The sequence below is a fragment of the Streptomyces sp. NPDC031466 genome, assembly GCF_055581265.1.
This window is the reverse complement of sequence record NZ_JBVIJT010000001.1, coordinates 247,805-264,382: the sequence shown is the minus strand read 5'-3', so window position 1 is coordinate 264,382 and position 16,578 is coordinate 247,805. Positions and strand designations below refer to the sequence as shown.

The window sequence follows — 16,578 nt, the reverse complement described above, 5'->3', positions numbered from 1 at the left end:
CTTCCGCACCGCCCTACACTTCCCGGCATGGACGACACTTCGCCGGACCGGCTCAGCGCCGGGAAATACGTGCTGGTCAGCAGCTACCGAAAGGACGGCACCCTCGTGCCGAGCCCCGTCTGGGTGGTGCCCGACGGCGACGCGCTCGGCATCTGGACGGCCGCCGACTCATGGAAGGTGAAGCGCATCCGCCGCCGCCCCGACGTCCTGGTCGGACCCTGCGATGTGCGGGGCCACCCGACGGGCGGGCAGGTGCCGGCGACGGCCGAGATCTGCCCGCCCGAGGTGACCGCCCGCTACCGCCGCCTCATCGCCCGCAAGTACGGGGTGATCGGCTCCCTCACCCTGCTCGGCAGCAGGCTCCGGCGCGGCCTGAAGGGCACGGTCGGGATCCGCATCACGCTCACGCGCTGACGTCCGCCTCCCGGCCCGTCACCGACCGCAGGGCCGAGATGCAGGTGCCGATCGCCTGCTGGAGGTCCTCGAGGCGGCGCACCATGTCGTCCTCGTAGATCTCACGGATGTCCTCGGTGTCCTCGACGTCGTCGAACGTCAGCTCCTCGAAGACCTTCGTCGCCTTCTGCAGGCTGCTGTAGAACTTCGCGCGTCGCTCCTGCACGCGCAGCTCCGGGTCGCTCTGGACGGTCTGCGCGACGATGTCGCGCACCGTGTCGTACGCCTCGCGCGCCCACTCGCCCGAATCCTCCCCGTCGTCCAGCTCGTCGATGAGCGACAGATGCCGCTCGGCCTCCTCCCGCAGCTCCGCGGGGGCGTCGATCATCTGGCCCGCCGGCGTCTTGACCTGGCCCTTCTCGACGATCTGCCGGACGTAGTCGACACGGTCGCCCGCCTTGGCCTCGGCGGCCACGGCCTTCTTCAGGTCATCGGCGCGGACGATGTCGCGGACCAGTTCGGTACGGAGCGCCGGGTCCTCCTCCAGGCGGTCCATGAGCGCCTTCCTTGCCGCCTCGGCGGTGCCGGGGTCGGCGAGGATCGCGGCACGCAGCGCGGTCGGGTTCTCCGCGACCTCCAGGGCCTTGGTGGGACGGATGCCCTCGGCCTCGGCGGCCTGCGTGATCGCGGTGCCGCGCGGGGTCAGGGCGCTGGAGCGGGAGGCGTAGTACGACAGCCAGACGTCGGCGTCGGGCAGCTCCACGTCCAGGCCGGGGGAGAGCGCCTCGAAGTGCGGCACCAGCCCGTCGTCGGCCGCCTTGTCCCACGCCTTGTAGTAGCGCATGACGCGGTCGGCCGAGCAGCCGGCCAGCTCGGCGAACTCCTTGGCCGAGATTTTCGGCGTCTCGCCCGCGCCCTGCCCGCCGGGCCGTACGCTGCGGGCGACCTTCAGGCCGAAGGCCCAGCCGCCGGTGCGGGCGTACGCACCGAAGGCACGGGCGTCCTCGGCCACCAGGCGCGCCGCCGGGTCGGCGGGCGCGGCGGTGGCCCCGGCGGCGGCTTCCTCGGACGGGGCGTCGATGGCTACGGTCACAGAAGCTCTCCTGGTGGGACAGGGACACGAAGGCTGACGCGCTACTTTATCGCTCCTATTGGGCCGGTTTGCGCGCGAGTCGGCGGACGGGAGGAGCCGGCCGTGCCTGTCGGCGAGGCAACTCCTTCGTCCCGGCCCGGCCACTCGCATAGGGTGCGTGGATGAGCATTCTGGATGACGCCCGCCCGGGCATGAACCCCGAGATCCGCCCGCAGGACGACCTCTTCGGACACGTCAACGGCCGGTGGCTGGACACCGAGAAGATCCCCGAGGACCGCTCCAGCTGGGGCCCCTTCGTGCAGCTGGCCGACACGGCCGAACAGCAGGTGAAGGAGATCATCCAGGACCTGGCGCAGTCCCCGGACGGGGAGGGCGCCTCCGCCGACGAGGCCCGCAAGATCGCCGCGCTGTACGCCTCCTTCATGGACGAGGAGACCATCGCCGCCCGCGGACTGGACCCGGTGCGCCCGCTGATCGAAGAGGTCGCCGGCCTGCGGGACACCCGTGGCCTCGCGGCGTTCCTCGGCCGCTTCGAGCGCATCGGCGGCTCGGGCCTGTTCGGTTCGTACATCGACTCGGACGACCGCGACTCCGACCGGTACCTCTTCAACATCCTCCAGGGCGGCCTCGGCCTGCCCGACGAGTCGTACTACCGCGACGACAAGTTCGCCGAGATCCGCGAGAAGTACGTGGCGCACCTCACCGAACTCCTCACGCTCGGCGAGCACACCGCCCCCGAGGCCGCCGCCAAGACCGTCCTCGCGGTGGAGACGCGGCTCGCCGCCGGCCACTGGGAGCGCGCCGCGACGCGCGACGTGCTCAAGACCTACAACCTCACCTCGCTGGACGAGCTGCTCGCACTGGCCCCGGAGTTCGACTGGCGCGGCTATGTCGAGGGCCTCGGCGGCTCCGACGCCACCATCGCCGAGACCTGCGTCCGCCAGCCCTCCTACCTCTCCCACCTCTCCACGGTCCTCGCCGAGGTGCCGATCGAGCAGTGGCGGGACTGGGCACTGACGCGCGTGCTGCGCGCCTGCGCGCCCTACCTCACCGACGCGTTCGTGCGCAACAACTTCGAGTTCTACGGCCGCACCCTCAACGGCACCCCCGAGCTGCGCGCCCGCTGGAAGCGCGCCGTCGCCCTGGTGGAGGGCGCCATGGGCGAGGCCGTCGGCAAGGAGTACGTCGCGCGGCACTTCCCGCCGTCGTCCAAGGCGATGATGGACGACCTCGTCACCAACCTGCTCGAGGCCTACCGCCAGTCCATCGCCCGCCTGGACTGGATGACCGACGAGACGAAGGCCCGGGCGTACGAGAAGCTCGCCACCTTCCGCCCCAAGATCGCCTACCCGGACACCTTCCGCGACTACTCCGCGCTCCGGGTCAGCCCCGACGACCTGCTCGGCAACGCGCAGGCGGCCGCCGCGTTCGAGTCGGACCGGGAGCTGGCCAAGATCGGGAAGCCGGTCGACCGCGACGAGTGGTTCATGCTGCCGCAGACGGTCAACGCGTACTACAACCCGGGCACCAACGAGATCTGCTTCCCCGCGGGCATCCTGCAGAAGCCCTTCTTCTCGCCCGACGCCGACCCGGCGGAGAACTACGGCGGCATCGGCGCCGTCATCGGCCACGAGATCGGCCACGGCTTCGACGACCAGGGCGCGCAATACGACGGCGCGGGCAACCTCAACGACTGGTGGACCCCCGCCGACAAGACCGCGTTCGAGGCCAAGTCGAAGGCCCTGATCAAGCAGTACGACGCGTTCTCGCCCCGCAACCTCCCCGGCGAGTTCGTCAACGGTTCGCTGACGGTCGGCGAGAACATCGGCGACCTCGGCGGCCTGACCATCGGGCACACCGCCTACCTGATCGCGCTCGACGGCGCGCCGATGCCCGAGAGCGAGGAGGGCACCGGTTCGCAGCGGCTGTTCAAGAACTGGGCGTACTGCTGGCGCGCCAAGCGCCGCAAGGAGCAGGAGCAGCAGTACCTCACGATCGACCCGCACTCGCCGCCGGAGTTCCGCGCCAACATCGTCCGCAACCTCGACGAGTTCCACGAGGCGTTCGGCACGGTGGAGGGCGACGGCCTGTGGCTGGACCCGGCGGAGCGCGTACGGATCTGGTGAGCACCGCGTGCGGGGCGCCGAGGCCGCTCGGCGCCCCGCACGGCCACGCCTGCCGACGCCCCGTCAGTCTCCCCTGCCGGGGCCGGCGGTCAGTTCCGTCTGCTTGCCGGCCACCGGGGCGAGTTCGTGCCGGATGTACCACTCGGTGGACAGCAGCCGCGCGCGGGCGTCCGGTGCGAGGCCGGCGATCAGAGCGGGCAGGGCGCCCCGCTCCACCTCGCTGCGGTGGGCCAGCACGGCCGCGACCTTCCGCTCCAGCCACGGGCCGACGTCGACGGCCGCCCCGATCCACGCGTCCGGCACACTGAACACCGTCCGCCGCGTGCCGATCACCTCAGCGAACGCCGCCACCGCCGAGTGCGGGTGCGTGGCCAGATACAGGGCGCTCGGCTGCCAGGGCGCGCCGGCCTCCGGGCAGAACTGTTCGAGCCCGGCCGCCTGTGCGGCGAGCATCGTCACCCGATGGGTGTGCACGTGGTCGGGGTGGCCGCTCAGCCCGCCGTAGGCGTCGTGGGTGACCACGATCTCCGGCCGCACGTCACGGATGTGCGCCACCAGCTCCCGCACCGTCTCGTCGATCGGCGCGTCACACCACCGTGCCCGGCCGGGGGCCGATTCCGGCACGCGCCCGTCGGCGTACCCGAGCAGCCGCGGCCCGTCGGCGCCGAGGAGCCGCACCGCCTCGGCCAGCTCGGTCGCGCGCCGGGTGCCCGCGGCCCAGGTCGCGGTGACGACCGTGGCAGGGGCCCCCGCCGCCGCGTGCCGGGCGAGCACGCCGCCCGCCACCAGTGACTCGTCGTCGGGATGGGCGAAGACCGCGAGCAGACCGGGCACGGGCATCGACAGCCACCTTCCTGTCCGGGGACGCGACGGGCAGGGACCCAGCATAGGGAGGGGACCGACGGCGGTTCCGTACACGGCGGGGCGCTGGCGCGCCAGGAGGCGACCTCAGCGTTTCGCGGCGCCGCGCGCGCCGGCCGGCTTCTCCTCGCGGATCGGCAGCGGGACGCCCAGCGGGCGCGCCAGGCCCACGATCCCCTCGTCCAAACGCTGCAGATGGCGCAGCACACGGAACGCCACCGAGCCGGTGCGCAGCACGTCGTGGCGGCCACTGTCCAGCATCGAGGCGATGCTGGCGCCCGACTCGATCTCGCCCTCGCTCTCCTCGTCGCGCACATGCGCGGCGATCAGCTCGATGTTGTGGGTGATGCGCCGCCCCGCGAGCGCCAGCCGCGCGTCGGCCGCCACGCTCTTGCTGGCGGGCACCAGCTCCGCCGTCGCCGCCAGCGACCGCGCGTGATAGGCGCAGGTCTCCAGGAGCGCCACCACATAGCGGGCGTTCCGCCGCCGGGCCCGCAGCGGGGCGATCGGATGGGTCAACGGCTTCGTGGAACTGCGCAGGGCGTCCAGCGCCGTGTCCAGGTCCCGCGCCAGGTCCACGAGATCGATCGCGGGGCCGCCGCTGAGCTGCGCGACCGCCGCCGAGACCACATCGCGCAGGCGGGCGAGGACGGTGCCCAGTTCCTCGTCGGTACGGTGCGACGTACGCACCGGCAGCACCAGCACCGCGGCGATGATGCCGCACGCCGCACCGAGCGCGGTCTCCTCGACGCGCAGCACGAGGACGTCGAGGCTGTAGGTGTTGAGCAGGGTGTAGAGCAGGCCCAGCATCGCCGTGACGAAGAACGACATCAGGGCGTAGGACAGGGGCGCGGTGAAGAACATCCCGAACACGCAGAGGAGGACCAGGGCGAACGCGATCCACGTGTGGTCGCCGACGGCCCCGGCCAGCGCCACCCCGGCCACCACGCCGAGTACCGTGCCGAGCAGGCGCCGGTAGCCCTTGACGAGGATCTCGCCGGTGGACGCGGTGTTGAGGAAGACGACCCAGCACGTCAGGACGGCCCAGTACCAGCGCTGCGTGGACAGGAACTCGCCGCCGACGATGGCCAGCGCCGAACCCACCGACACCTGCACGGCGGCCCTCGTCGTGGGACGCCGCAACCCGCGCGGCTGCTCCTCGGCCGCCTCCGCCTCCGCCGCCTCACCGGAGATGGAGATCTCCTCCGCCTCGAACTCCTCGCGCGAGCGCGCGGCTTCGGGCGTGTCGTACTCCTCGTCCCGCGCCCCGTCCACCGCGAGCCGCAGGCCCACGATGGCGCGCGCCGACTCACCGACCGCGCGGAAGCAGTCCTGGATCGCCGGTGAGCCCTGGGGCAGGCCCTGCTCCTCGCGGTAGCCGAGCAGCCGGTTGCGCACGTACGGCAGCGCCGTTCCCCGGTCGTCGGGGACCAGGCGCACCACGAGCAGATGCAGGGCCCGCAGGTCCCTGCGCAGCGCCGTGCCCGCGTCCTGCGCGAGCCGGGAACGGGGTGGCATGGCCGCGGATGCGTTCGGCAGATGCAGGGTGAGCGTGTCCACGCGCTCGGCGCTGCGGGCGTTCAGCAGTAGGACGCCGAGGCGCTCCGCGGCGATCTCGGCGTCGGCGACCCTGCGCTGGAGCAGCGCCGCCGCCGAGGCGTCGCTGGTGCCCTCCTCCAGGCGGCCCTGGATCATCAGCGCGGCCTCGTGCAGCCGGGCGGTGCTGCGCCGCAGGTCGACCAGGACCTTGTCCACGTCCTCGGTATCGGCGTCGAGGAGGTCGATCTGGTGGGCTATGAGCTGCGCGAGGCGGGCACGGAAGGCCTCGCGCAGCCGCGCCAGGGTGCGTTCGGGGCTCTCCGGCACCAGCGCGAACCGGGCGACGGCGCTGCAGGCGAACGCGACCGTCAGTGTCAGGTACAGCTCCGGCAGGGCCGGCACGGACGCGTTCACGAAGAGCGACACGAAGTAGACCTGGAAGCCGATCAGCCCGAGCGCGGTGCCCCGGTCCCCGAACCGGCGCGAGTACACCGCCGCGAAGATCAGCGTCACGAAGAAGAGGTCACCGGCGATCACCCGGGAGTCGAGGAGCGCGCCGAGGGATATCGCCGCGAGCGCCACGGGCAGGCCGAGGAGCAGCGTGATCGCCTGGCCGCGCACCTCCTTCTCCTGGATCGCGAACGTGGCGACCATCGCCGTCATCGCGCCCGCGACGAGATGCGGCACCGGGGTGCCGAAGAGGGCCAGCACGGCGAGGGCGAGCAGAATCGCCCCGACCGTGCGCAGCCCCGCCATCAGGCGCAGGAGTCCTGGGTCGGACGCCGAGAACCGGTCCCAGACGCCCTTCGCTGTCTTTCGTGCCACTGCCATCGCGATGCCGTGCTCCCCGTCGCTCTCTCGGTGTCCGTGGGCGTGTGCCCCAGCATCGCACGAGGGGTTTCCCGGAGATCAAGGCTGGTGGGAGGCGGTTTGCCGAGACAGGGGCGGGGCCCCGTGGACAGCCCTCGCCCACCATCGAGTAGGGTTTCGCTCCCGCCACCCGAGGAGGCATCGTGTCGCCGATGGTCCGTACGTCGCACGGAAGCCGGGCATGACGGCCCGTTTGGCGGTCGGTGACACCGCCCCGGACTTCACGCTGCCGGACGAGACCGGCACCCGGCGCCGGCTCCGCGAACTCCTGGCGGACGGCCCCGTCGTCCTGTTCTTCTACCCGGCCGCCCTCACCCCCGGCTGCACGGCCGAGGCCTGCCACTTCCGGGACCTGGCCGCGGAGTTCGCCGCGGCCGGCGCGCGACCGGTGGGGGTGAGCGCCGACGGGGTCGAACGCCAGCGGGAGTTCGGCAAGCGGCACACCCTCGGCTTTCCTCTGCTCTCGGATCCCGAGGGCGCGGTGCGCGACCGGTTCGGTGTGACCCGCGGCTTCTCCCTCGCGCCCACCAAGCGCGTGACGTTCGTCATCGGTCCGGACCGCACCGTCGCCGAAGTGGTCCGCAGCGAACTGCGGATGAGCGCTCACGCGGACCGCGCCCTGGCGGCCGTGCGCCGCATCAAGGAGGGCACGGCCTGACGGCCGTTCCGTCGGCTCCGGCACCGTCATCCGCGTCGGCCCTCACGAACGCCGGCCCTCACGAGCGGGACCGAAGCGGGGCCCGACGGCCTGCCGGGATGCCCTGCCCGCGCTCGCGCTCGTGCCGCCGAACCGTCCGCCGCCGGACCAGGAACACCGCCATGGCCACCAACAGATAGACTAGGACCAGGAGTTCCGCTGCCGAGGAGGAGCGGTCCGCGTACCAGCCCGCCCCGCGCTTCTCGCCCTCGTACACGACCCGGTTGACGGTGAGGAACGCCAGATGGGCGCCGACGCACACACTCAGCGGGGCGCGCCGCACCGCTGTGCGGGCGGCGACGAGCATCAGGCCGAACACCGTCAGCAGGATCAGATAGCCGACCGGGTCCTGCCCGCCCGGCGCCGGCCCGACCGGCCCGGCCTCGCGGCCGACGAGGCGCGCGGTCACCGCGCCCACGACCGTGGAGAAGCCGGGTGCGACCAGGAACACGGCCGTCGTGCCCAGCGCCGCGCCCAGGCCGCCGAACCGCCCCCGCAGTGTCGTCCACGTGTAACCGCGCAGCGTCGTCTCCTCGGGCAGCGCCTCCAGTAGCAGGGCGACGACACCGTTCGCCATGACATACCCGGCGAGCGTCCACAGGTCGGGGCGCGACCACCGCAGCATCCCGGCGGCAGTTCCCGCGCCCAGCACGAGCGCCGCCGACCCCACGACCACCCCGGCCCCTATGAGCAGGCCCCGCAGATTCTCGCCCGCCCCGCCGAACCCGAGGCCCCTGAGCGAACCGCCCCGGCGGTGGACCGCGAGCAGCACGAGTGGCACGGCCACCGCGCTGACCAGCACGGCCGGCAGCAGCCTCGCCGGGAAGCCGCTCACCCCGAGGGCGTCGGCCACCACCGGGCCCAGCTCGGTGCCGACGCCCAGCGCCGCGCCCATGACGAGCCCGCCACCCAGGGCGTGGGCCGGTGCTGAGGTGCGTGGGGGAGTGAAGGGAACGGGACGAAGGCCTGCCATGGGTCTCTCCTCGCTGTACGGCCGCCTCGCCCCCGTCGCAGCAGGGGGCGTCCCCTTTATCGTCGGCGCCCTCGTGATCAAGGGAGTCGTAGCCGCGGAGGAGATGCGGCTACATCCTTCGATGCAGCGACGAGGGGTGCGGGCAAGGGTCAGCCGTACGCGCCCCACGCCGGGGACATCGGGGGAGTGGCGGGCGCCGGCCCCAGCGTGGTGGTGCCCGGCGCGGCCCGATGCCCCAGCCCCGTGCGGTACGCGTCCATGGCCGCCTCCACCCGCCCGGTACGCCGCAGCAGATCCCCGAGGAGTCGGCAGAGGTCCGCCAGATCCCCCGCGGCGCTCGACCGTTCGAGCAGGGAGAGCGCCGCGCAGTAGTGCTCCTCCGCGTCCTCCGTGTCCCCCCGTTCCTCGGCGATGAGGCCGAGCAGCCGGTGCGCGCCACCCGCGTGCACCGCGCCCCGCCCGGCTCCGAGCGCCCCCGGCCCCCTGCCCGTCCGCCCCACCGCACCCGCAGCGTCCGCCCGATCCGCAGCGTCCGCCCGACCTGTTTCCTCCACCCCGCCCGTTTCGGCACCGGAGGCCAACAAGGGCCGCAGCAGCGCCTCCGCCTCGGCGGTCCTGCCGAGCCGCCGCAGCACGTCCGCCAGTTCCACCTCCACCTGCTCGGTGAAGAGCGCGGCCCGCTTGGAGGCGAGGATGGCCCGGGCCGTGCGCAGCTCGCTCTCGGCGTGCTCCAGGTCGCCGTCCTGGGCGTGGACGTACCCGCGCATCCAGTGGCAGTGGGCGAGTTCGGTGCGGATGTGCAGTTGGCGGTAGAGCTCCTGGGCCTTGGCGAGCGACGCGTCGGCCTCGGCGATGCGGCCCTCCGCGATGAGCGTACGGGCGACCCCGCGATGCATGCCCGCGACCAGCGCCGGATCGCTCACGCGCGGGGCGAGCGCGAGCGCCAGTTCGGCGGCCTGCGCGGCCCGGGCGTGGGCCCCCATGTCCATGTAGGGCGCGATGGACGCGGTGTACAGGAGCAACAGCGCCTCCGGATCGTGCAACCCCGCCGCGTCGAGTTCGTCGAGCGTGCTCTCCAGGAGGTAACAGGCGTACCGCAGCTCGCCGGTGAGCAGATGGGCGGTGGCGCGCCCCCGGATGGCCGGGACCCGGCGGGGCAGCGGCTGGTCCGCGAGGAGCCGTTCGGCGGAGGCGAAACAGTCGCGCGCGTCCGTCAGTTCACCCGACTCCAGCAGGCAGTCGCCGAGCCCGAGCAGCGCGGCGGCCTGCTCCTCGCCGAGCGCGTGCCCGCCCGCCTCCTCGTGGAGCTCCCGGAAGAGCGTGGCCGCGTCCTCGGGGGCGCCGGTGGCCAGGGCGCGCCGCGCGTCGGTCAGCCGCAGCCGCAGTCCGGCGGCGAGGTGGACGGGGCGGCCCGTGGCCAGCTCCTCGTAACTCACGCCGAGGCGTTCCGCGAGGTGCCGCAGCGCGGCCTCGGAGGGCCGCACCTTGCCCGCCTCCAGGGTGGAGACGTACGCGGGCGTGTAGGCGGGTTCCGCCAACTGCCGCTGGGTGAGGCCGCGTTCACCGCGCAGCCGCAGGACGCGCCGCCCGATCTCGGCCGGGTCGTCGGGCCGTACGCCACCGGAACTGTTCCGCGCCACCACTGACTTCTCCCCGCATCCGGACCGGAGGGCGCCCCGAACACCCGGGTCGCACAGGCAACTTGCCGCGTCTTCACGCACACCCATTGCCTGGAACCTCAGGAACCTCTACGTTGAGCCGCGCCTTAACCCCGCTTAACCCGCCATTTATATCGCGACTTCGGAAGGACGCCCATGCCCCCCACGCACCGAATATCCGGCCGCGCCAGACGCACGACGCTGCGCGCCGCACTCGCCACCGGCACCGCCCTGACCGCGGCGCTCGCCGCCACCGCCCCGGCCGGACCCGCCGCCGCGGCGGACCCGGACCCGCAGGACCGGCGCACCCAGCGCGTCGAGTACTTCACCGGCCCCGGCGCCCACCCCCGGCACACCAAGATCCCGGCGCCCGCCCCGCTCTCCGCGAGGGAGCGCGCCACGATCCAGGCCGACGGCGATGTCGTGCCGATCGTGCAGGCCGGGCCGACCGCCGCCAAGCTGGACGTCGTCTTCATCGGCGACGGCTACACCGCCACCCAGCAGGCCGACTTCCACGCCGACGTGCGCGCCAAGTGGGCGAAGGTCTCCGCCGTCGAGCCGTACGCCTCGTACAAGGGCCTGTTCAACGTCTGGGCGGTCGACGCGGTCTCCCGGCAGTCCGGCGTATCCGGTGACCCGACGGGCGGCACCGTGAAGGACACCGCGCTCGGCTCGGCGTTCTTCTGCGACGGCATCGAGCGCCTGCTGTGCGTCGACACCGTCAAGGTCGAGGCGTACGCGAAGAAGGCCGCCGACCCCGATCTGGTGATCGTCCTCGCCAACTCCACCAAGTACGGCGGGGCGGGCTACAACGACATCACCTCGCCGTCCGGCTACGACGGCATCGCGACGGCCTCCTCCGACAACGCCCAGTCCGATCAGGTCGTCGTCCACGAGACGGGGCACTCCCTGGGCAAGCTGGCCGACGAGTACTGGTACGACGAGTACGGCACCTACACCGGCGCGGAGCCGTGGGAGTCGAACATCAGCAAGCTGAAGGCGGCCCAGCTCACCGCGCAGAAGAAGAAGTGGTACCGCTGGATCGGCCGGACGTCCCCGGACGGCGGCACCGTCGGCGCGTACGAGGGCGGCGGCTACTATCCGCGCGGCCTCTACCGCCCCACCACCAACTCGATCATGCGTACGCTCGGCCGCGAGTTCAACCTCCCCGGCCGCGAGGCGATGATCGCCGGCTTCCACCGGCACGCGTCCGTCGTCACCGCCCTCACTCGGACGGACCGCGTGGTCCGGCGCGACACGAAGGTGTCCGTGCGGGTCGCGGAGGGCATCCGGCCGCGCTGGTCCGTCGACGGCCGCGAGGTGCGGCACGCCAGGGGCGCCAGCACGGTCAGCCCCCGCGCCCTGGGCATCCCCGCGGACGGCCGCGAACACACGGTCTCGGTCCGCGCCACCGACCGCACCGACGCGGTCCGCGACCCGGCCCTGCGCCGCCTGCTGAGCGACTCGCTGACGTGGCGGGTGGCACGCTGACCGAGCCTTCGGCCAAGCGGTCGCGCCCGGCGGGCCGACTCACCGAGGTGACCGGCCCGCCGTGGTGCCGCGCCAGAGGTTCCGTTGATACCGCCACCGCATACAAGACGTACGAACGCGGCACCGGCTGCTCCCCTCCCGCCGACCGGTCAGGCCAGATCCATGAGGACGCGGGCCCGGCCGCCCGTGTCCCGTGGGGTGGTGAGCGTGACGGCGCGGGCGACCGCGCTCACGATGTTCCAGCCGAGGCCCGCATGAGGCGCGGTGCGGGCTCCGGGCCGGTACTCGAGCGTCAGCTCCAGGGTGTTCTGGTAGGTGCGGACAGTGAGGTTCCGGATTCCGGCCGAGTTCTGTTCGGCGTCCGCGACCAGTTCCGAGAGCGCGAGGAGAGCGTCCATGCGCCTGGACGGCGTGTACTCGTCCGCACCGTCGAGGAAGGCGACCAAAGCGTCACGCGCTTCACCCGCGCTCCGAGGGATACCGCTGAGAGTGCAGACGTGCTGCGGCAAGGACACGAAACCTCCTGCGAATAACGATCTGTCGCCTGCACGTGCCCGGCCTTTGGCATCCGACACCTGGAGCAGCCCTTCTTCACCTGGTCGAGGTAAGGGCACCGCCACCAGGTTTACGCGGCGTCCGTCCCCCGGCCGGAACCGACGGCGGATCAGCAGCCCGTCGGCCCCTTCCGGCACCGTCTTCCGCCGAGGTTCCCCGACACCTTTCGCAGGTGTGTTCCCCGTACCGAAGAGTTCAGGAAGAGCCGAAGGCGGCGGTAGGGGTCTTGCCGTTCAGCGCCTGCCGGGTACGGGCGGCGACCGTCTTGCTGAGGGCGTCGAGCGTGTCGAGATCGACGCTGCGCCCGTGGTCGTTGTAGAGGCGGATGCTGAACATGACGGTCCCGCAGTGGACGACACCGCGTGCCTCCGACCTGTCCACTCCGTCCAGGACTCCGGTATAGGACGCGCTGAAGAAGGCGGAATCATCGCAGGAGGAGGGCAGCGATTCCACTGTCACCCCGTCAGGCGGGCTAGTGGCCAACTCCGCCTTCTGACCGAGGTATCCGTGAACGGCGGCTTGCCGGCCGGAGTAGGTCACGACCTCGATGGAAACCCGGTCGAAACCGGCTGCGGCTCCCGGGTCGTACGACGCTGTCAGATCCAGCAGCGAGCCCTTGCAGATGTAGTGGAGTGTCTCGTCTTCCTCCACGCCCACACGGTTGTCGGGGCACGTGTCCTTCTTCGGCGAGCCTTCGGTGAAAGCCCAGCCGTCCGGCAGACTCTCCGGGCCGGGGAATATGCGCTTCGCCGCGGCCAGGTCGCGTACTGCCGGGACGGACGCGCCACCGGACGGCGACGGTGCCAAGGGGGCGGAGGACGCCGCCGTGCGGGAACTTCGGGGAGACGTGCCCTCAAAGGACTCGGGAGCGTCGTCGCCGGTGATGATCTGTGTCCCGCCGTACACGGCCAGGGCCAGCAGCGCGAGCAGCAGCGCGCCACCCGCGGTCAGGTACGCGCGAGCGCTGCGGGAGTTGTTGATCGTCAGCGGGCCCAGCGAGATCTGGCTCCGCCGTATCCTGCTGCCGTCACCGATGACGATGCTCTCCTTGTACGAGTGGCTGCTCGTACAGGCGGGGGGAGCGGCCGGAGCCGGCCCGGCCAGCGCCGCCGCCACCCGGCCCCTGAACTCGGGGTCGGCCGCCAAGGCCTCCCGGATCGCCTCCTGGAGACCTTGTGCCGCCGCCGGGTCCGTCGGGTCGGCGCCCACCCGGGCCAGCGCGGCCCGGCCCTCGTCCGAGGTCCCCAGCCGCGCTCGGACCACGTCCCCCAACGCCCGGCCCGCCTCGGTCCCGGCCCCTGCCGCCATGGCCGTCAGTACCTGTACGGCCGATAACGCCATGCTTTCCGCCGCGTCCACGCGCGCCCCCCTACGTCTGCGGACCCTGAGACAACCACGGCGGCCGCCGGCCACGCCAGGAGTCGGGGGCAAGTCGCGCAGGCCCCGCACGTACTTCGCCCGGTCAGCGACGAGGGCCCGCGAAAACCCGTTGGCCGGCCCCCGGCGGCCGCTGCTACTTTTCCGGCAGGCCGTGCGTAAGGACGAGGAGGTGGTACCCGTGAGCGACGTATCGACATGGGTGCTCCCCTCTGGGGTCACGGTCGGGCGGTAGGTCGTCCGGGAGCGCCGTTCACGAGCACTCCCGAAAGGCACGATCATGCGATTCACTTCCGAACAGCGCCTCGATGACGGCACCGTCGAACGCGAATTCACCCTCGGTGAGACCCCCGGCACCCTGTGGACCCCCGCGTCCCCGGAACCGGCCCCGCTGATCCTGATGGCCCATAACAACGGCCTGCCCAAGGGCGACCCCCGGTTGGTGGCCCGGGCCCGACGATCCGCCGCGTACGGCTACGGGGTGGCCACCATCGACGCCCCCGGGTGCGGTGACCGGCCCCGGAGCGCCGCCGACGAGCAGGCCCGCGCCGAGCTGCGCCGGGCGATGCGGGCCGGTGAGCCGGTCGACGAGATCTTCGAGTCCTTCATCGGCCCGCTGGTCGAAAAGGCGGTCCCGGAGTGGCGGGCCGCCCTGGACGCGCTTCTGGCGCTGCCCGGGATCGGCGGCCCGGTCGGCTACTCGGGCTGGACCGCCCTCGGCATCCGGCTGGCGGTGTCCGAGCCGCGCATCGCCGCCGCCGGCTTCTTCGCCGGGGGCTACGTGCCCCGTGCCCAGCGTGCGGAGGCCCGGCAGGTCCTCGTCCCGCTGCTGTTCCTGCTGCAGTGGGACGACGAGGGCAACCCCCGGCAGCGGGCACTGGACCTGTTCGACGCCTTCGGGACCAAGGAGAAGACGCTGCACGCCAACCTGGGCGGGCACACCGGCACCCCGTGGTTCGAGGTGGAGGACGGGAACCGCTTCTTCGACCGACACCTGAAGTGAGGCCCGTCCGCCAGACCGACGGCAGGCGGTAGGCGGTAGGCGGTGCCCGCGGCGGCGGACCGCGGGCACCCACGCCCGGCAACCCGGCACCGGCCCCACGGCTACTTGGTGGCTCCTTGGGCGAAGCCGTTGTAGATGTAACGCTGCAGGAAGAGGAAGACGAGCAGCGTCGGCACGATGACCAGGATCGCTCCCGCCGAGATGTTCTCCCAGTGCGCGCCGAAAGGGCCCTTGAAGCGGAACAGCGCCGTGGAGATGGTCCCCTTGTCCTCGGAGGGCATGTAGAGGAAAGGGATGTAGAAGTCGTTGTACGTCGTGATGCCCTTGACGATGACGACCGTGGCGATGGCCGGCTTGAGCAACGGCAGAATGATTTTCCGGTAGATGGTGAAGGTGTTCGCGCCGTCGAGGCGGGCCGCCTCGTCCAGCGAGGTCGGGATGCCGCGGATGAACTGCACGAAGATGTAGATCGACACGATGTCGGTGCCCATGTAGAGCAGGATCGGCGCCCACTGGGTGTCCACCAGGCCGAAGCTGTTGACCACTTGGAAGGTGGCCACCTGCGTCGTCACACCGGGAACCAGGGTGGCGATAAGGAACAGCGCCATCACCGTCTTCTTCAGACGGAACTCGAAGCGGTCGATCGCGTACGCCGTCATCGAGCCGATGAGCACGGTGCCGGTGATCGAGAACAGCAGGATGAACGCGGTGTTCCCGAAGGCGGTGAGCATGTGCCCGTCGCGGAACGCGGTCGCGTAGTTGGAGAAGTTCAGCCAGTCGCGCGGCAGGGCGAGGGCCCCGCCGTCGCTCACCTCGCGGGAGGACTTCAGCGAGGTGAGGAAGACGACGACGAGCGGGATCAGGACCACCAGCGCGGCGACGACCAACGACAGGTAGGTCAGCGCCGTGCCGATGCGGGGCCGCCTGTTCCGGGGCGCGGTCCGGTCGGCGGAGGTCAGCGTGGTCATACGAGGTCCACCTTGTCGTCGGGCACGAGCCGCCGCTGTATCCAGGTGATCACCAGGATGATCAGGAGCAGTACGACGGCACAGGCCGAGGCCAGCCCCGTCTTGTTGAACTGGAAGGCGAGCTTCACCGTCTGGATGACGAACGTCGAGGTGCCGGTGGCCCCGCCGGTCATGATGTACGGGATCTCGAAGACGGCCAGCGAGCCGGAGATGGCCAGGATGACGCTGAGGCTCAGCACGGGCCGGATGCTCGGCGCGATGATGTGCCGGAACTGCTGCCAGCGGCTCGCGCCGTCCAGCTGCGCCGCCTCGTACAGCTCTCCCGGGACGGACTGGATCGCGCCGAGGAAGAGGACGAAGTTCAGCCCGGTGAAGCGCCAGACCGAGACACCTGCGAGCGAGGTGTTGGCGGACTCGGGATCGCCGAGCCAGGCGTGGTCGCCACCGGCCCCGAACCAGGCCAGGATCGCGTCGAGGGTGCCGCCGTCCTGGAAGAAGTAGAGGAAGACGAACCCGATGGCGACGCCGTTGACCAGGTAGGGGAAGAAGAGGATCCCCTTGAACAGGTTGCGGAACCGCAGGTCGAAGCTGAGGACCGTGGCGAAGTACAGGGCGATGACGATCTGCACGGCCGAGGCGGCCAGATAGTAGAAGCTGACGAAGAACACCCGGAACAGCTCGGGCCGGGTGAACAGCTGCCGGTAGTTGTCCAGGCCGGTGTAGTTCCGTTCGGGGCTGACGCCGTCCCAGTCCGTGAAGCTGTAATAGATCATGTTGCCCACGGGGACGTAGGTGAACGTGATCAGCAGCGCCAGCGGCGTGAGCAGGAACAACCACGGGGTGATCCGGCGCAACGGGTGCTCGCGCCAGGAGCGGGCGGGCGCCACCGCGCGGGGGGCGCGGCGGACGACCGGCGCGGCCCGCCGGGTGGGCGGCGGCGCTTTGGTGGTGTCGGTCATGTCGAGGGGGCCTTT

Annotated in this window: 14 protein-coding genes; 5 read left to right on the top strand and 9 right to left on the bottom strand. The window is 71.7% G+C overall.

The features are described 5' to 3' along the window. Positions 1 to 27 precede the first annotated feature (27 nt). Positions 28 to 414: a PPOX class F420-dependent oxidoreductase gene (locus ACZ5GP_RS00880; RefSeq protein ID WP_468748703.1), complete on the top strand. Its 387-nt coding sequence runs from the start codon at positions 28 to 30 to the stop codon at positions 412 to 414. On the opposite strand, the gene ACZ5GP_RS00875 is transcribed toward ACZ5GP_RS00880, so the two are convergent. After that, a complete protein-coding gene (locus ACZ5GP_RS00875) occupies positions 404 to 1,486 on the bottom strand; it encodes a hypothetical protein (RefSeq protein ID WP_468748702.1) in 1,083 nt (360 codons plus the stop codon). The genes ACZ5GP_RS00880 and ACZ5GP_RS00875 overlap by 11 nt on opposite strands. A gap of 161 nt (positions 1,487 to 1,647) precedes the next feature. Between ACZ5GP_RS00875 and ACZ5GP_RS00870 the strand changes: the two genes are divergently transcribed. Then, the gene (locus tag ACZ5GP_RS00870) at positions 1,648 to 3,612 is read left to right on the top strand and encodes a M13 family metallopeptidase (RefSeq protein WP_468748701.1); all 1,965 of its coding nucleotides are present in this window, start codon (positions 1,648 to 1,650) and stop codon (positions 3,610 to 3,612) included. A gap of 63 nt (positions 3,613 to 3,675) precedes the next feature. Here the strand turns inward: ACZ5GP_RS00870 and ACZ5GP_RS00865 are convergent, their stop codons facing one another. Both ACZ5GP_RS00865 and ACZ5GP_RS00860 read right to left on the bottom strand, forming a co-directional pair. Continuing rightward, a complete protein-coding gene (locus ACZ5GP_RS00865; protein WP_468748700.1) occupies positions 3,676 to 4,452 on the bottom strand; it encodes a PIG-L deacetylase family protein in 777 nt (258 codons plus the stop codon). Positions 4,453 to 4,560: 108 nt separating this feature from the next. Beyond that, positions 4,561 to 6,843, bottom strand: a complete 2,283-nt coding sequence (locus tag ACZ5GP_RS00860; protein WP_468748699.1) for an FUSC family protein — start codon at positions 6,841 to 6,843, stop codon at positions 4,561 to 4,563. A 220-nt stretch (positions 6,844 to 7,063) separates the two neighbouring features. On the opposite strand from ACZ5GP_RS00860, the gene ACZ5GP_RS00855 reads away from it, so the two are divergent. Next, complete coding sequence (locus ACZ5GP_RS00855) at positions 7,064 to 7,540, top strand: peroxiredoxin (RefSeq protein WP_468748698.1); 477 nt, start codon at positions 7,064 to 7,066, stop codon at positions 7,538 to 7,540. A gap of 58 nt (positions 7,541 to 7,598) precedes the next feature. On the opposite strand, the gene ACZ5GP_RS00850 is transcribed toward ACZ5GP_RS00855, so the two are convergent. Both ACZ5GP_RS00850 and ACZ5GP_RS00845 read right to left on the bottom strand, forming a co-directional pair. Continuing rightward, on the bottom strand, positions 7,599 to 8,552 hold the full coding sequence (locus ACZ5GP_RS00850) for a CPBP family glutamic-type intramembrane protease (protein ID WP_468748697.1): 954 nt from the start codon (positions 8,550 to 8,552) through the stop codon (positions 7,599 to 7,601). A gap of 149 nt (positions 8,553 to 8,701) precedes the next feature. Further along, positions 8,702 to 10,192 carry a helix-turn-helix domain-containing protein gene (locus ACZ5GP_RS00845; RefSeq protein ID WP_468748696.1) on the bottom strand — a complete coding sequence of 497 codons (1,491 nt, stop codon included), beginning with the start codon at positions 10,190 to 10,192 and terminating at the stop codon, positions 8,702 to 8,704. A gap of 174 nt (positions 10,193 to 10,366) precedes the next feature. On the opposite strand from ACZ5GP_RS00845, the gene ACZ5GP_RS00840 reads away from it, so the two are divergent. Next, positions 10,367 to 11,701, top strand: a complete 1,335-nt coding sequence (locus ACZ5GP_RS00840) for a M64 family metallopeptidase (protein ID WP_468748695.1) — start codon at positions 10,367 to 10,369, stop codon at positions 11,699 to 11,701. 149 nt (positions 11,702 to 11,850) lie between these two features. On the opposite strand, the gene ACZ5GP_RS00835 is transcribed toward ACZ5GP_RS00840, so the two are convergent. Then, positions 11,851 to 12,216 (bottom strand): hypothetical protein, encoded by a 366-nt coding sequence (locus tag ACZ5GP_RS00835; protein ID WP_358911934.1) that lies wholly within the window; start codon positions 12,214 to 12,216, stop codon positions 11,851 to 11,853. 235 nt (positions 12,217 to 12,451) lie between these two features. Next, a complete protein-coding gene (locus ACZ5GP_RS00830) occupies positions 12,452 to 13,615 on the bottom strand; it encodes a hypothetical protein (protein ID WP_468748694.1) in 1,164 nt (387 codons plus the stop codon). A gap of 298 nt (positions 13,616 to 13,913) precedes the next feature. Between ACZ5GP_RS00830 and ACZ5GP_RS00825 the strand changes: the two genes are divergently transcribed. Then, a complete protein-coding gene (locus ACZ5GP_RS00825) occupies positions 13,914 to 14,636 on the top strand; it encodes a dienelactone hydrolase family protein (protein WP_468748693.1) in 723 nt (240 codons plus the stop codon). 101 nt (positions 14,637 to 14,737) lie between these two features. Here ACZ5GP_RS00825 and ACZ5GP_RS00820 read toward each other — a convergent pair whose 3' ends face one another. Continuing rightward, on the bottom strand, positions 14,738 to 15,604 hold the full coding sequence (locus tag ACZ5GP_RS00820) for a carbohydrate ABC transporter permease (protein ID WP_468748692.1): 867 nt from the start codon (positions 15,602 to 15,604) through the stop codon (positions 14,738 to 14,740). Then, entirely contained in the window at positions 15,601 to 16,563 is a 963-nt protein-coding gene (locus tag ACZ5GP_RS00815; protein WP_468748691.1) for a carbohydrate ABC transporter permease, read from the bottom strand. The genes ACZ5GP_RS00820 and ACZ5GP_RS00815 overlap by 4 nt, the downstream gene beginning before the upstream one ends. Positions 16,564 to 16,578: the final 15 nt, after the last annotated feature.

Coding starts and splice junctions, on each gene's coding strand:
- ACZ5GP_RS00825 (WP_468748693.1), top strand. CDS start 13,914: ATGCGATTCACTTCCGAACAGCGCCTCGATGACGGCACCGTCGAACGC.
- ACZ5GP_RS00860 (WP_468748699.1), bottom strand. CDS start 6,843: ATGGCAGTGGCACGAAAGACAGCGAAGGGCGTCTGGGACCGGTTCTCG.
- ACZ5GP_RS00850 (WP_468748697.1), bottom strand. CDS start 8,552: ATGGCAGGCCTTCGTCCCGTTCCCTTCACTCCCCCACGCACCTCAGCA.
- ACZ5GP_RS00880 (WP_468748703.1), top strand. CDS start 28: ATGGACGACACTTCGCCGGACCGGCTCAGCGCCGGGAAATACGTGCTG.
- ACZ5GP_RS00855 (WP_468748698.1), top strand. CDS start 7,064: ATGACGGCCCGTTTGGCGGTCGGTGACACCGCCCCGGACTTCACGCTG.
- ACZ5GP_RS00840 (WP_468748695.1), top strand. CDS start 10,367: ATGCCCCCCACGCACCGAATATCCGGCCGCGCCAGACGCACGACGCTG.
- ACZ5GP_RS00815 (WP_468748691.1), bottom strand. CDS start 16,563: ATGACCGACACCACCAAAGCGCCGCCGCCCACCCGGCGGGCCGCGCCG.
- ACZ5GP_RS00870 (WP_468748701.1), top strand. CDS start 1,648: ATGAGCATTCTGGATGACGCCCGCCCGGGCATGAACCCCGAGATCCGC.
- ACZ5GP_RS00820 (WP_468748692.1), bottom strand. CDS start 15,604: ATGACCACGCTGACCTCCGCCGACCGGACCGCGCCCCGGAACAGGCGG.
- ACZ5GP_RS00865 (WP_468748700.1), bottom strand. CDS start 4,452: ATGCCCGTGCCCGGTCTGCTCGCGGTCTTCGCCCATCCCGACGACGAG.